The organism is Rhizobium sp. NXC24 (assembly GCF_002944315.1).
Taxonomy (GTDB): Bacteria; Pseudomonadota; Alphaproteobacteria; order Rhizobiales; family Rhizobiaceae; genus Rhizobium.
The window spans coordinates 649,358-663,012 of record NZ_CP024314.1 but is presented as its reverse complement, the minus strand read 5'-3'; the positions used below and the strand labels follow the sequence as shown (position 1 = coordinate 663,012).

General features: G+C 60.2%; 10 protein-coding genes. 8 read left to right on the top strand and 2 right to left on the bottom strand.

Going from position 1 to position 13,655, the window contains the following annotated elements:
- The first annotated feature begins 2 nt into the window (after positions 1–2).
- The 6 genes from NXC24_RS27145 (at position 3) to NXC24_RS27120 (ending at position 8,119) form a co-directional block, all read left to right on the top strand.
- Complete coding sequence (locus tag NXC24_RS27145) at positions 3–2,060, top strand: acetate--CoA ligase family protein (protein WP_104826487.1); 2,058 nt, start codon at positions 3–5, stop codon at positions 2,058–2,060.
- A gap of 6 nt (positions 2,061–2,066) precedes the next feature.
- Complete coding sequence (locus NXC24_RS27140) at positions 2,067–2,849, top strand: carnitinyl-CoA dehydratase (RefSeq protein WP_104826486.1); 783 nt, start codon at positions 2,067–2,069, stop codon at positions 2,847–2,849.
- Positions 2,850–2,976: 127 nt separating this feature from the next.
- Positions 2,977–4,566, top strand: coding sequence for an ABC transporter substrate-binding protein (locus NXC24_RS27135; RefSeq protein WP_104826485.1), 1,590 nt, complete (start codon positions 2,977–2,979; stop codon positions 4,564–4,566).
- A 97-nt stretch (positions 4,567–4,663) separates the two neighbouring features.
- On the top strand, positions 4,664–5,671 hold the full coding sequence (locus tag NXC24_RS27130) for an ABC transporter permease (RefSeq protein WP_104826484.1): 1,008 nt from the start codon (positions 4,664–4,666) through the stop codon (positions 5,669–5,671).
- Positions 5,668–6,495, top strand: coding sequence for an ABC transporter permease (locus NXC24_RS27125; RefSeq protein WP_104826483.1), 828 nt, complete (start codon positions 5,668–5,670; stop codon positions 6,493–6,495). Before NXC24_RS27130 ends, NXC24_RS27125 begins: the two co-directional genes overlap by 4 nt.
- Entirely contained in the window at positions 6,488–8,119 is a 1,632-nt protein-coding gene (locus tag NXC24_RS27120; protein WP_104826482.1) for an ABC transporter ATP-binding protein, read from the top strand. The genes NXC24_RS27125 and NXC24_RS27120 overlap by 8 nt, the downstream gene beginning before the upstream one ends.
- A gap of 25 nt (positions 8,120–8,144) precedes the next feature.
- On the opposite strand, the gene NXC24_RS27115 is transcribed toward NXC24_RS27120, so the two are convergent.
- Positions 8,145–8,930, bottom strand: a complete 786-nt coding sequence (locus NXC24_RS27115; protein ID WP_104826481.1) for a helix-turn-helix transcriptional regulator — start codon at positions 8,928–8,930, stop codon at positions 8,145–8,147.
- Between the two features lie 123 nt (positions 8,931–9,053).
- Between NXC24_RS27115 and NXC24_RS27110 the strand changes: the two genes are divergently transcribed.
- Together NXC24_RS27110 and NXC24_RS27105 are read left to right on the top strand one after the other, a co-directional pair.
- Positions 9,054–10,634: an ABC transporter substrate-binding protein gene (locus NXC24_RS27110; protein ID WP_104826480.1), complete on the top strand. Its 1,581-nt coding sequence runs from the start codon at positions 9,054–9,056 to the stop codon at positions 10,632–10,634.
- 21 nt (positions 10,635–10,655) lie between these two features.
- Positions 10,656–12,659 (top strand): CocE/NonD family hydrolase, encoded by a 2,004-nt coding sequence (locus NXC24_RS27105; RefSeq protein ID WP_104826479.1) that lies wholly within the window; start codon positions 10,656–10,658, stop codon positions 12,657–12,659.
- Here NXC24_RS27105 and NXC24_RS27100 read toward each other — a convergent pair whose 3' ends face one another.
- The gene (locus NXC24_RS27100; RefSeq protein WP_104826478.1) at positions 12,660–13,580 is read right to left on the bottom strand and encodes an alpha/beta hydrolase; all 921 of its coding nucleotides are present in this window, start codon (positions 13,578–13,580) and stop codon (positions 12,660–12,662) included. It abuts the gene before it with no gap.
- Between the last annotated feature and the right edge of the window lie 75 nt (positions 13,581–13,655).

The following is a 13,655-nucleotide window of genomic DNA, read 5'->3' as shown; positions in this document are numbered from 1 at the left end:
GGATGACGCAACGCCCGCTCGATCGCCTGATCAGACCGCAAACGATCGCCGTCTTCGGCGGCCGTGAGGCGCGCCGGGTCATCGAACAATGCGATCGCATGGGTTTTGCCGGGGACATCTGGCCGGTGCATCCGACGCTCGATAACGTACTTGGGCGCCGCTGTTATCGATCGGTGGAAGACCTGCCCGCCGCACCGGATGCCGCCTTCGTCGGTGTTAACCGGATGCTGACTATCGATATCGTGCGCGCGCTTTCAGCCAGAGGCGCCGGCGGCGCCGTCTGCTACGCCTCCGGCTTCAGCGAAGCCGTCGCCGAACTGGCCGATGGTGCCACTTTGCAGGAGGCCTTGGTCGATGCGGCCGGCGACATGCCGATCGTCGGGCCGAATTGTTATGGCGTGATCAACGGTCTCGATGGCGCCCTGCTCTGGCCCGATCAGCACGGAATGGTGCGTGTCGAACGCGGTGTTGCCATTCTCACCCAATCCTCGAACATCGCCATCAATCTCTCCATGCAAAGGCGTGGCCTCCCCATCAGCTATCTGATGACGGCAGGCAACCAGGCGCAGATCGGATTGTGCGATCTCGCCCTCGCCGTCCTGGAAGATCCTCGCGTTACGGCGATCGGCCTGCATATCGAGGGGTTCGGCAACGTCCAGACCCTTCAAAAACTTGCCGTGCGTGCGAGGGAATTGCGCAAACCCGTCATCGCTCTGAAGGTCGGCAAATCCGAACAGGCGCAGCGCGCCGCCGTTTCGCATACGGCATCCCTGGCCGGCAGCGATGCGGTTGCCGATGCGGTTCTCGCTCGCCTCGGCATCGGCCGGGTCGCGACCCTGCCGGAACTCGTCGAAACGCTGAAACTGCTGCACGTGACTGGCCCACTGCAAAGCAATGCGATCTCTTCGATGAGCTGTTCCGGCGGGGAGGCCTCGCTAATGGCCGATGCTGCGACCGGCCGGGCGGTGGATTTTCGCGCTCTGAAACCGGAGCAATTGCCGGCCTTGCGGCACAGCCTCGGCGAGATGGTGACGCTCTCCAATCCTCTCGACTACCACACCTTCGTTTGGGGCGATCTTTCACGCCAGTCGGAGGCCTTCACCGCCATGTTCGAAGGCGACTACGCGCTCAATCTGATCGTCCTCGATTTTCCGCGCGACGATCGTTGCGATGCAGCGGACTGGATGACGACGGTTGCCGCCGTTGCTGCTGCGGCAAAACGCACTGGCGCCCGCGCTGGCATCCTGGCGACGCTGCCGGAAAACATGCCGGAAACGATTGCTTTGCAGCTAATGCGGGATGGCATAGTGCCTCTCTGCGGCATTAGCGAAGCCATCACGGCGGCGGAAGTGGCAAGCCGGATCGGAATGGCCTGGCGTGCTCAATCCCCGCTACCGCTGCTCGATATTCCCGTGATCGCAGGCGAGATCGAAACCTTGAGCGAGGCGGCGGCCAAAGCGGAGTTGTCCGCCGCCGGTCTCGCCATTCCCTTAGGCGAAACGGCATCCAATCCGAGCGAGGCCGCAGAACAGGCGCGCCGTATCGGCTTTCCTGTTGCCCTGAAGGCGTTGGGCGTCGAGCACAAGTCCGAGGTCGGAGCCGTCGCACTCAACCTCTGGGATGTGGAGGCGGTGCAAAGAGCGGCGCAGCGGATGGTTCCGATCGCCTCCGGATACCTCGTCGAACGGATGGTCGAGCGCCCCGTCGCCGAGTTGATCGTCGGCGCCGTGCGCGATCCCGTCGTCGGATTGGCATTGACGATCGGCGCGGGTGGAATCCTAGTGGAATTGCTTGAAGACTCCGTTATTTTAGCCCTTCCCGTGACGAAGACAGACGTGTTGGACGCCATATCGCGGCTGAAGGTCAGGAAGTTGATCGAAGGCTATCGTGGCGGGGCGAAGAGCAGTCTCGATGCAGTTGCCGACGCCGTCTTATCAGCGGCAGAATATGTCGTAAAAAACGCCGCACGACTGGAAGAACTGGACATTAATCCATTGATGGTTCTGCCTGAAAATCGTGGCGTCATTGCCGCGGATGCCCTCATCCGGCGAAGGAGGTAGCGGAAGTTGCACAGCCCCATTGGCACAAGGCGCGACAACGGTATCTTGGAGGTCATCATCGACCGGCCGAAGGCGAACGCCATCGACCTTGGGACAAGCCGCGAGATGGGGCTGATCTTCCGCGATTTCCGTGACGACCCCGATCTGCGCGTGGCGATCATTTCCGGTGCCGGCGAGAAGTTCTTTTCGGCCGGCTGGGATTTGAAGGCGGCTGCCGCCGGCGATGCGGTCGACGGCGACTATGGCGTCGGCGGTTTCGGGGGTCTGCAGGAGCTTCGCGATCTCAACAAGCCGGTGATTTGCGCCGTCAATGGCATCTGTTGCGGCGGCGGCCTGGAGATTGCCCTTTCCACCGATCTGATCATCGCCGCCGAACACGCGACCTTCGCCCTTCCGGAAATCCGCTCGGGGACCGTCGCAGATGCTGCATCGATCAAATTACCGAAGCGCATTCCCTATCATATCGCCATGGACATGCTCCTGACCGGCCGCTGGCTTGACGTTGCCGAGGCTCATCGTTGGGGCTTCGTCAATGAGATCGTCGCTGCGGACCGATTGATGAGCCGAGCCTGGGAACTTGCCCGGCTTCTCGAAGGCGGCCCGCCGCTCGTCTACGCAGCCATCAAGGAAATTGTCCGCGAAGCGGAGGGAACGACGTTTCAGACTGCCATGAACAAGATCACCAAACGGCAATTTGCGACCGTCGATGCCCTCTATTCGAGCGAGGATCAGTTGGAAGGCGCAAGGGCATTCGCGGAGAAGCGAAGCCCAATCTGGAAAGGAAAGTGAGAAGGCGGCGACAACCGCATTATTTTCCCGCATGATCGCGGGCAATCGAGCTTCCGGCGGAGAGGAAACCGCATCCGAAGCTTTGCCCGAAAGTTCTATCAACGCATCAAGAAGAAGGAACAGGGGAATGAAAGATTACACAAAACACTTGGCAAGCCGTGTGACCTCCGGCGGTCTCAGCCGTCGCGAATTCATGGGGCGCGCCATGGCGGCCGGTATGACATTGGCACTTGCCGATCAGCTTTTCACCGAAAGCGCGATGGCAGCCGAACCAAAACGCGGTGGCCATCTGAAACTCGGCCTCGAAGGCGGTGCCGCAACCGATTCCAAGGACCCGGCAAAATTCCTGTCACAGTTCATGTTCTGCGTCGGCCGTTGCTGGGGCGACATGCTAGTGGAATCTCACCCCCTGACCGGTGCCGCCGTGCCGGCACTTGCCGAATCCTGGGAGCCGTCGAAGGACGCTGCCACATGGACCTTCAAGATCCGCAAGGGCGTCAAGTTCCACAATGGCAAGGAGCTAACCATCGACGACGTCGTCGCCACCCTCAAGCGCCACACCGACAGCAAGTCGGAATCAGGCGCGCTCGGCGTCATGAAATCGATCAAGGAGATCAAGGCCGACGGCGACAATCTCGTCCTGACGCTGACCGAAGGCAACGCCGACATGCCGTTGCTGCTCTCCGACTACCATCTCGTCATCCAGCCGAATGGCGGTAATGACGATCCCCTCGCTTCGATCGGCACCGGTCCTTACAAGCTCGTCAGTTTCGAGCCCGGCGTGCGCGCGACGTTCGAGAAGAACAAGGACGATTGGCGTACTGATCGCGGTTATGTCGACTCGATCGAAATCATCGGCATGAACGATGCGACGGCACGTATCGCCGCGCTGTCGTCCGGTCAGGTGCACTACATCAATCGCGTCGATCCAAAGACCGTGGACCTGTTGAAGCGCGCGCCCAATGTCGAAATCCTCTCGACCGCCGGCCGCGGGCATTACGTGTTCATCATGCATTGCAACACGGCGCCGTTCGACAATAACGACCTTCGCCTGGCGCTGAAATATGCCATGGACCGCGAAACCATGGTGAAGAAGATCCTCGGCGGCTACGGCAAGGTCGGCAACGACTTCCCGATCAATAGCACCTATGCCCTCTTCCCCGAAGGCATCGAGCAGCGCAGCTACGATCCCGACAAGGCCGCCTTCCACTATAAGAAGTCCGGCCACAGCGGCTCCGTGCTGCTGCGCACCTCGGAAGTCGCCTTCCCGGGCGCCGTCGACGCCGCGGTCCTCTATCAGGAAAGCTGCAAGAAGGCCGGCATCAACATCGAGGTTAAGCGCGAGCCGGGCGACGGCTACTGGACCAACGTCTGGAACGTCCAGCCCTTCTCCACCTCCTATTGGGGCGGCCGCCCGACGCAGGATCAGATGTATTCCACCGCCTATCTCTCGACGGCGGACTGGAACGACACCCGCTTCAAGCGTCCGGACTTCGACAAGCTTCTCCTGGAAGCCCGCTCGGAACTCGACGAAGCCAAGCGCAAGGAGCTTTATCGCAGCATGGCGATGATGGTCCGCGACGAGGGCGGCGTCATTCTGCCGATGTTCAACGACTTCGTGAACGCCTCCACCAAGCAGGTGAAGGGCTATGTCCACGACATCGGCAACGATATGTCGAACGGCTACGTCGCGACCCGCGTCTGGTTGGAGACCTGATGCTCGAAGCAGGGCAGAAACGCCCTTATCTCTAACGGAACCGGGATCGCGGAAAACCTTCGCGGTCCTCCAGACGTTTCAGCGCGAGGCATCAGTCATGTCCAATCTACAACCCAGCACAGTGCTGCCCGGATTGCGGTTCAAGCAGCGCTTCCCGCTGCTTTCCCTCATCATCGAGCGTTGCCTGCTCAGCCTCGTGCTGCTTTTCGCGGTCTCGGTCCTGATCTTCGGCGGCCTCGAAGCCTTGCCGGGCGATTTCGCGACCACCTATCTCGGCCAGTCGGCAACGCCACAGGCCGTCGCCAATATCCGCACCGAACTCGGCCTCAACCGGTCTGTCACGACCCGCTACGTCGAATGGCTCGGCAACGCCGTGCAGGGCGATTTCGGTACATCCTGGGCCAGCAAGAATTCCGTCAGCGAGCAGATCGGCAAACGTCTCGGCAATTCGCTTTTCCTTGCGGCCTGTGCCGCAGTAATCTCCGTACCACTCGCCGTCGGGCTCGGCATGCTGGCCGTGCATTTCCGAAACCGTTTGCCCGACAAGATCATCAACGTGATCTCGCTGGCGGCGATTTCATTGCCGGAATTTTTCATCGGTTATCTGCTCATTCTGTTTTTCGCCGTGAAATTCGGGATCGCGACCTTTCCGGCGACCGTCTATGACGGTATGGGCTTTATCGACCGATTGAAGGCCATCGCCTTGCCGACGGCGACGCTGGTGCTCGTCGTCCTCGCGCATATGATGCGCATGACACGGGCAGCGATCCTCTCGGTCATGTCGTCCGCCTACATGGAAACGGCGGAATTGAAGGGTCTCAGCGCCTTTCGCGCGATCGTCAAACATGCCGCCCCCAATGCGCTGGCGCCGATCATCAACGTCGTGGCGCTGAACCTTGCCTATCTCATCGTCGGTGTCGTGGTGGTGGAAGTCGTCTTCGTCTATCCCGGCATGGGTCAGTACATGGTCGATGCCGTCACCGTGCGCGACATGCCGGTGGTCCAAGCCTGCGGCCTGATCTTCGCCGCCGTCTACATCCTGCTCAACATGGTTGCCGATATCCTGGCGATCGTCGCAAACCCGCGCCTGAGGCATCCACGATGAGATTGAGAGACATCCCCATCACCGCCTGGGTCGGCATCATCGGCATTCTGCTGGCTTTCATCTGCGCGATCTTTGCCCCCCTGATCGCGCCCTATGGCGAAACCGAAGTCGTCGGCAATGTCTGGCAGCCAGCCGACGCGCAATATTTCTTCGGCCTTGACAATCTCGGCCGCGATATCCTTTCGCGGCTTATCTACGGCGCCCGCACCACGCTGTTCGTGGCGCTGACCGCGACGATCATTTCGTTTTCGCTCGGCATCATCCTCAGCTTCACCGCCGCTGTCTCGCGTGGATTGATCGACACGGTCTTCTCGCGTTTCAACGATTTGATGATGTCCATCCCGACCTTGATCTTCGCGCTGGTGGTGCTCGCCGTGCTACCGCAGAATCTCGCCGTGCTCATCCTCGTCATGGCGATCCTCGATTCCACGCGCGTCTATCGCCTCGGCCGCGCGGTCGCGCTGGACGTGGCGGTCATGGAGTTCGTGGAAGCCGCCAAACTGCGCGGCGAAGGCAAGGTCTGGATCATCTTCCGTGAAATCCTGCCGAACACGCTCTCGCCATTGCTGGCGGAGTTCGGCCTGCGTTTTGCCTTTTCGATCCTGTTCCTGTCGACGCTGTCATTCCTCGGGCTCGGCATACAGCCGCCGTCGGCCGATTGGGGCGGCATGGTCAAGGACAATAAGGACGGTATCATCTTCGGCATTTCCGCCGCTCTCGTGCCGGGCTCCGCGATTGCGGCGCTTGCAGTCTGTGTCAATCTGGTGGTCGACTGGCTCTTGAAGCGCACCTCCAGCCTCAAGGGAGGACGTGGCGATGCCTGAGCTTCTTTCCGTTCGCGATCTCAAGATCCAAGCGACCAGCTACCCGCCCGGCGAACCGCCGAAGCGGGTCACGATCGTCGACGGCGTCTCCTTTGACCTACAGAAGGGCAAGGTGCTCGGCCTCATCGGCGAGTCCGGCGCCGGCAAATCCACCATCGGCCTCTCGGCGCTGGCCTATGGCCGCGGCGGCGCGGAGATTACCGGCGGCGCAGTGCTGCTCGACGGCGTCGATATTCTTCCGCTCGGGAAATCGGGCATTCGCAGGATTCGCGGGGCACGCGTCTGCTACGTCGCGCAATCGGCTGCAGCCGCGTTCAATCCGGCCCACAAGCTCGGCGAACAGGTGATCGAAGCCTCCGTCAAGCATGGTCTGATGACGAAGGACGAGGCGAAGAAACGCGCGCTTTACCTCTTCCGCGTCCTCGGCCTGCCCAGCCCGGAGACCTTCGGCGATCGTTTTCCGCACCAGGTCTCCGGCGGCCAGCTTCAACGCGCAATGACCGCGATGGCGCTCTGCTCCAATCCCGAACTGATCGTCTTCGACGAGCCGACCACCGCACTCGACGTGACGACGCAGATCGACGTGCTTGCGGCGATCAAGCACGCCATCGAGGAAACCCATACGGCAGCCCTCTACATCACCCATGACCTTGCCGTCGTCGCGCAGATCTCCGACGACATCATGGTGTTGCGGCACGGCAAAAAGGTGGAATACGGCCCCGTGCAGCAGATCATCGAGGCGCCGCGGGAAGACTATACTCGCGCCCTCGTCAACGTTCGCCAGACCGCACGCGAGGAGGCGGTCGATCAATCCGACACGCTTTTAAAAGTCGAACACGTCAGCGCGCAATATTCGAACGGTTTCAAGGTGCTGCACGATGTTTCTCTACATGTACCAAAAAGTCAGACGCTTGCCATTGTCGGTGAATCCGGCTCCGGTAAATCGACGCTTGCCCGTGTCATCACCGGACTGCTGCCGCCCAGCGATGGCGGGATTTCTTTCGACAAGAAACCGCTGACACCGGCTCTCAGAAACCGCTCGCGCAACGAGCTGCGGCGTATTCAACTGATCTACCAGATGGCCGATACGGCCATGAATCCCCGCCAAACTGTGCGCGACATCATCGGTCGTCCCCTCACCTTCTATTATGGCCTGCGGGGCTCGGCAAAGACGGCGCGGGTGAAAGAGCTGCTCGACCAGATCGAGATGGGCAATGGTTTCATCGACCGTTATCCGGCCGAGCTTTCGGGGGGCCAGAAACAGCGCGTCGCGATTGCGCGTGCCCTTGCCGCCAAGCCGGAACTCATCCTCTGCGACGAGCCCACCTCGGCGCTTGATCCGCTGGTTGCTGAAGGCATCCTGAAACTGCTGATGCGGCTGCAAGAGGAATCCCAGCTTTCCTACATCTTCATCACCCACGACATCGCTATCGTGCGCGCCATCGCCGATAGTGTCGCGGTCATGCATCGCGGCAAGCTCGTGCGCTTCGGGCCAAAATCGAAGGTGCTTTCGCCTCCTTTCGACGACTACACCGATCTGCTGCTGAAGTCCGTGCCGGAAATGGAGATCGGCTGGTTGGAGCGCGTGCTGGCGACGCGGAAAATGGAGAGCGCCGGAAATTGAAGGCTCGTTGCCGATATCGATATCGTCAATACTCCGCCGGCACCGCATATACCTCAGCGGAGGGATCGGCGAGAAACGAGCGTACCGTCGGTGGCAGCAGGCGCGACGATAGCGGCAGAGGTCCGCAGCGCGAAAGAAGTTCACGCAGATCCGGCTCGGCGCCGACATGCCGCCAGATCATCCGCGACGCATAGGGGAGGTTTTCCTTTCGCCAGGAAACTCCCATTGTCGTTCCACGCAAGTAGACGCGCTGGTACTCGTCGAATGGCAGGAGGATCGTCTGTGACAATATGGGGTTCGGGCCGACGACGCGCTCCGTAATGAAGATCCGGTTTCGATAGAAGGCGGCCAAGCCCACATATTTCGAAAACTGCTGGATGCCGTTTCCAGGGTCCCGCAGACGCTCCATTGATTTGACATGCACCAGCCCGCCCTGCTCGATAAGGCGGCTGCACGAACACACGACCATTCCAGGCCAGGACGGCGAGCGATGATACGTCTGGAAATAGCCGATATGGCGCCGAAGCGCGGTCAGATCTCCAGGGAACGCTTTTAAGAATTCGGAACTTTGATTGAAGTCTAGGTTCGGTTTGCGAAGCCGCTCGCGAAAGAGCCTGGGAGTGAGACCAAAGTCGGCCGAATCGAGATCGAAATACTTGGCTATGCGCGCTAGATTATGGGCAGACGGTTTCGTCTGACCGTTGATGTATCGGTTGAATTGTTGCCGGTTAATATCGATTGCACGGCACAGATGCGAAATGGAACGCTGCGTTGCACAGGCAATTTTGAGGTTCTCGACCAAATGAGACATCAGCTACTCCGTCTTGGAAAGACTAGCGTAAACTCGCTCAAAGACGCGTCAAGTCGCGAAATTGCGTCAGCCGGCCTGACCTCTACGTTCCCACCTACAAAATGGAAAAACGAGGGACCGGTCATGACTCATGAAAAGGATCAATCTTCACAGATGAAAATCGGCCGCCGCCACTTCCTCGGCGGTGCCGTCGCGCTCGGCGCTTTGCCTGCACTTGCCTCCGGCCTGCTGCTGCCGCGCGAAGCCCGCGCGCAGGAAGCAAAGCATGGCGGCCATCTGAAGCTCGGCCTCAAGGGCGGTGCCACCAGCGATGCGCTCGACCCGGCGACATACAGCGCCTCCGTATTGTTCGTCATTGGCCGCCTATGGGGCGATACGCTAGTCGAATCCGATCCCAAGACCGGTGCACCCCTGCCGTCGCTGGCAACGTCCTGGACGCCGTCTGCCGACGCGTCCGTCTGGACTTTCAAGATCAGGAATGACGTGCAGTTTCACGACGGCAGCAAGATGATCGTCGCCGATATCGTCGCGACGCTGAAGCGGCACGCGGACAAGAATTCGCAATCGGGCGCTCTGGGGCTGATGGCCTCGATCACCGGTATTGAGGAAAAAGCGGGCGATCTCGTGCTAACGCTTTCGGAAGGCAATGCGGATCTGCCGCTCCTTCTCACTGACTACCATCTGATCATCCAGCCGAAAGGTGGTGTCGACAAACCTGCGGCCGCTATCGGCACCGGCCCTTACATTCTGAAAAACTTCGAACCTGGCGTTCGTGCCGCCTTTGAAAAGAATCCGAAAGACTGGCGCGCCGATCGCGGCTTTGTCGACAGCGTCGAAATACTCGTCATCAACGACAACACCGCCCGCATGGCAGCACTTGCCTCCGGCCAAGTCCATTTCATCAACAATGTCGATCCGAAGACGGTCCCGATGCTGCAGCGGGCCCCGAATGCCGACATCGTCCGGAATGCCGGCAAGGGCTTCTATTGCTTTTTGATGCATTGCGACATGGCGCCTTTCGACAACAATGATCTTCGGCTTGCGTTGAAATATGCCATCGATCGCCAGTCGATCCTGGATAAGGTTCTAGGCGGCTATGGAACCATCGGCAACGACTATCCGGTCAATTCCAACTACGCCCTCGCGCCGACCGATATCGAGCAGCGGCCGTATGATCCTGACAAGGCCGCCTTCCACTTCAAGAAATCGGGTCTCGACCGTCCCGTTCAGTTGCTCACCTCCGATGCAGCCTTTCCCGGGGCCGTGGATGCGGCGATCCTCTTCCAGCAAAGTGCGCGCAAGGCCGGCATTACGATCGATGTCAAACGCGAACCGGAAGACGGCTATTGGACAAATGTCTGGAACAAGCAGCCCTTCTGCGCCTCCTTCTGGGGCGGCCGCCCGACGCAGGATTCGCGCTACTCCACCTCCTATCTATCAACAGCCGAGTGGAACGATACGCGTTTCAAGCGCCCTGACTTCGACAAATTGGTGCGGCAGGCGCGGTCTGAGCTCGACGAAGCCAAGCGCAAGATGCTTTATCGACAGCTCGCTCTGATGGTGCGAGACGATGGCGGCCTGATCCTGCCTGTCTTCAACGACTACATCATGGCTTCCTCGAAGACGCTGAAGGGATATGTCGACGATATCGGCAACGATATGTCCAATGGCTATATCGGCAGCCGCGTGTGGTTTAATGCTTAAACCTCTTCGGGATATGTGACCATGACCGAGCGCAGTTTCACCACCATTGAAAATCAATGGATCACCCTGAAGGATGGGACGCGGCTTGCCGCACGCATCTGGATGCCGGACGGCGCGGAGAGCGACCCCGTGCCGGCAGTCTTCGAATTTCTGCCTTACCGAAAGCGTGACGGAACGAGCCCCCGCGATGAATCCACCTACCCGGTCTTTGCTGCAGCCGGGATCGCGGGCGTGCGCGTCGATATCAGAGGTTCCGGCGAATCCGATGGCGTTATCGACGGCGAATATACGGAGTTGGAGCTTGCCAATGCCTGCGAGCTGATCGCCTGGATTGCGGCGCAACCGTGGTCGAACGGCTACGTCGGCATGATGGGCATTTCCTGGGGCGGCTTCAACAGCTTGCAGGTGGCGGCCTTGCGCCCGCCGGCGCTCAAGGCGGTGATATCGATCGCCTCCACGGTCGACCGCTACAATGACGATATCCATTATAAGAACGGCTGCCATCTCTCGGCGCAACTCTCCTGGGCTGCCACCATGCTCGGTTATCAGTCGCGCTCTCCCGACCCCGAGATCGTCGGCGACCGCTGGAAGGATATGTGGCTACAACGCTTGGAGAACGAGCCTTTCTTCATGGAGGAATGGCTCCGGCATCAGCGCCGTGACGATTTCTGGCGGCATGGCTCGATCTGCGAGAATTTCGCCGATGTCGAAATCCCGGCCCTTGTCATTGCCGGTTGGGCGGATGGCTATCGCAATACGCCTCTGATGGCCGTCGAAGGTCTCGGCGATACGGCGCAGGCGCTGATCGGCCCGTGGGTCCACAAATATCCGCATTTTGCCTGGCCGAAGCCCCGCGCCGATTTTCATGGCGAGGCGATCGCCTGGTGGAACCGCTGGCTGCGCGGCGACCAAAATGGTGTAGAGGGCATGCCGCAGGTGCGCGCCTATATTCTCGATGCTGTAAGGCCTGCGCCGCGCCGCGATTTCGACCCCGGCTTCTGGATCGCCAAGCAGGATTGGCAAAAGCCGGAAATGCAATGCTTCTTTGTCGAACAGTTCGGCACGCTGATGGAAGGCATGCCGATCCCGCATGCGCCGGAACATGCCGTCTATCTGTGCTCGCCCCTCGATACGGGGACGACTTCGGGCGAATATTTCACGCTGAAACCGGATGCCGAAATGGCGATCGACCAGCGCCTCGACGACGCCGGCTCGCTGACTTTCCAGACCACGCCGCTGGCCGTCGATCATGATTATCTCGGCCGTCCGGTCGTCACTCTGTCGCTACGCTGCGATGCCGAAACGGCCAATCTTTGCGCCAGGCTCATTGATCTCCACCCGGACGGCACAGCGACACGCGTCTCTTTCGGCGTGCTCAATCTCGCTCATCGAGAGGGCAATGCCGAACCGCAGCCCCTGAAGAAGGGCGAACGCACCACAATCAGGCTGACGCTGGATGCCTGCGGTTATCGCTTCCGAAAAGGCCACCGCATCGGCCTTTCGCTTTCGACGGCATACTGGCCGATGATCCTGCCGCCGCCGGAAAATCCGGGCCTGACGATCGACATCGCCTCCATCGGTTTCGGCCTGCCAAAGCTCGGCGAACATGAAACCATCGATATCAAGCAGCCGGACAATCCCGATCAACTGCCAAAATATATCGAACATGCCCCTGCCTCGACGAAGCGTCAGGTCGTGCGCGACCTCTCCGCCAACAAGACCCTCTATGAAATCCGCGAGGACACCGGCCTTTTCGAACATCCGGGCACCGGTCTTTCCACGCGCCAGCTCCGCGAAGAGGTCTGGTCCATCGCGCCGGACGATCCGCTGTCGATGAGTGGAACCTCGATCTGGACATGCGACATGGGGCGGCCGGGATGGTATGTCCGCACGGTGGCGACGGCGACGATTTCTTGCACGGCAGCCGAATGGATCATCCGTGCGTCCGTCATCGCCTTCGAAGGCAATACGCAAATTTTCGAAAAAATCTTCGAGGAAAAGCGAATTCCGCGCGATCTGATGTGATCAGTTCGATCCGGAAAAACGGCTCGCTGCCTCGCATATGGCGCGAAAACCGGCGCTCGCGCCATCGCTCATATGCCGGGCACGCAGCCAGGCATGCACCATCTGCGGCTCCTCGCGAAACCAGACCTCGACACCCGCCGCGGCAAGCCTTGCCGCATAATTGCGGCCATCGTCCCGCAACGGATCGAAATGCGCGACCGTTATAAAAGCCGATGGAAGGCCGGCGAACGACGATGACGCAAGAGGCTCGGCGACCGGATCGCCGGCGGGTGCCTGCAACACGCTGCGATAATAACCGACGTCGGCGGTCGTCAACCCCGGCGCATTCGCCATCTCCTCGTAGGAGCCGGAAACAAGATCCCCGCCGAGCGCCGGATAGATCAATATCTGCCCGACAACGCCGGAGAGCCGCTCACCCTTAGCCCGAACGGCGAGCCCCGCCGCCAGATTGCCGCCGGCGCTATCGCCGATCAGCACGACGGTCTTTCCTTCGGCAAGCAACTGCTTGAGAACAACAAAACAATCGTCCGTCTGCGCCGGCCAGCGATGCTCTGGCGCCAGACGATAATCGACCGACACCAACTCGGCCCCGACATGGTCGGCGATCTCAGCACAGATCGCATGATGGCTCTCGAGCGAACCGACCACGAAGCCGCCGCCGTGAAGGTAGAGCAGGCAGATCGAGGTCCGAATCGTTGCCGGCTGATAATGCCTCACCGGAATTCTGCCCGCCACGACTTCATCCCGTGTGTACATGCCGTCGGGCAGCGGGCGGTTGAAACGGCTGCAAAGTGCGTCATACCATTGGCGCTGCTGCTCTATGGAAGCCGCCACCGCTTCAGGCGGATAGAAGGAATCGCAGATCTCCATGAATTGCAGAATACCCGCCTCGGTCGGTCGGGGTTGCGGGGAAGAATCCATGGAATATCCTCAAGACAAGGCTCGCTCTGTAACGATAACATCACCGGCGGCTAAACGATATGTCCAGGTACGGCC

Coding starts and splice junctions, on each gene's coding strand:
- NXC24_RS27145 (WP_104826487.1), top strand. CDS start 3: ATGACGCAACGCCCGCTCGATCGCCTGATCAGACCGCAAACGATCGCC.
- NXC24_RS27135 (WP_104826485.1), top strand. CDS start 2,977: ATGAAAGATTACACAAAACACTTGGCAAGCCGTGTGACCTCCGGCGGT.
- NXC24_RS27130 (WP_104826484.1), top strand. CDS start 4,664: ATGTCCAATCTACAACCCAGCACAGTGCTGCCCGGATTGCGGTTCAAG.
- NXC24_RS27125 (WP_104826483.1), top strand. CDS start 5,668: ATGAGATTGAGAGACATCCCCATCACCGCCTGGGTCGGCATCATCGGC.
- NXC24_RS27120 (WP_104826482.1), top strand. CDS start 6,488: ATGCCTGAGCTTCTTTCCGTTCGCGATCTCAAGATCCAAGCGACCAGC.
- NXC24_RS27115 (WP_104826481.1), bottom strand. CDS start 8,930: ATGTCTCATTTGGTCGAGAACCTCAAAATTGCCTGTGCAACGCAGCGT.
- NXC24_RS27110 (WP_104826480.1), top strand. CDS start 9,054: ATGACTCATGAAAAGGATCAATCTTCACAGATGAAAATCGGCCGCCGC.
- NXC24_RS27105 (WP_104826479.1), top strand. CDS start 10,656: ATGACCGAGCGCAGTTTCACCACCATTGAAAATCAATGGATCACCCTG.
- NXC24_RS27100 (WP_104826478.1), bottom strand. CDS start 13,580: ATGGATTCTTCCCCGCAACCCCGACCGACCGAGGCGGGTATTCTGCAA.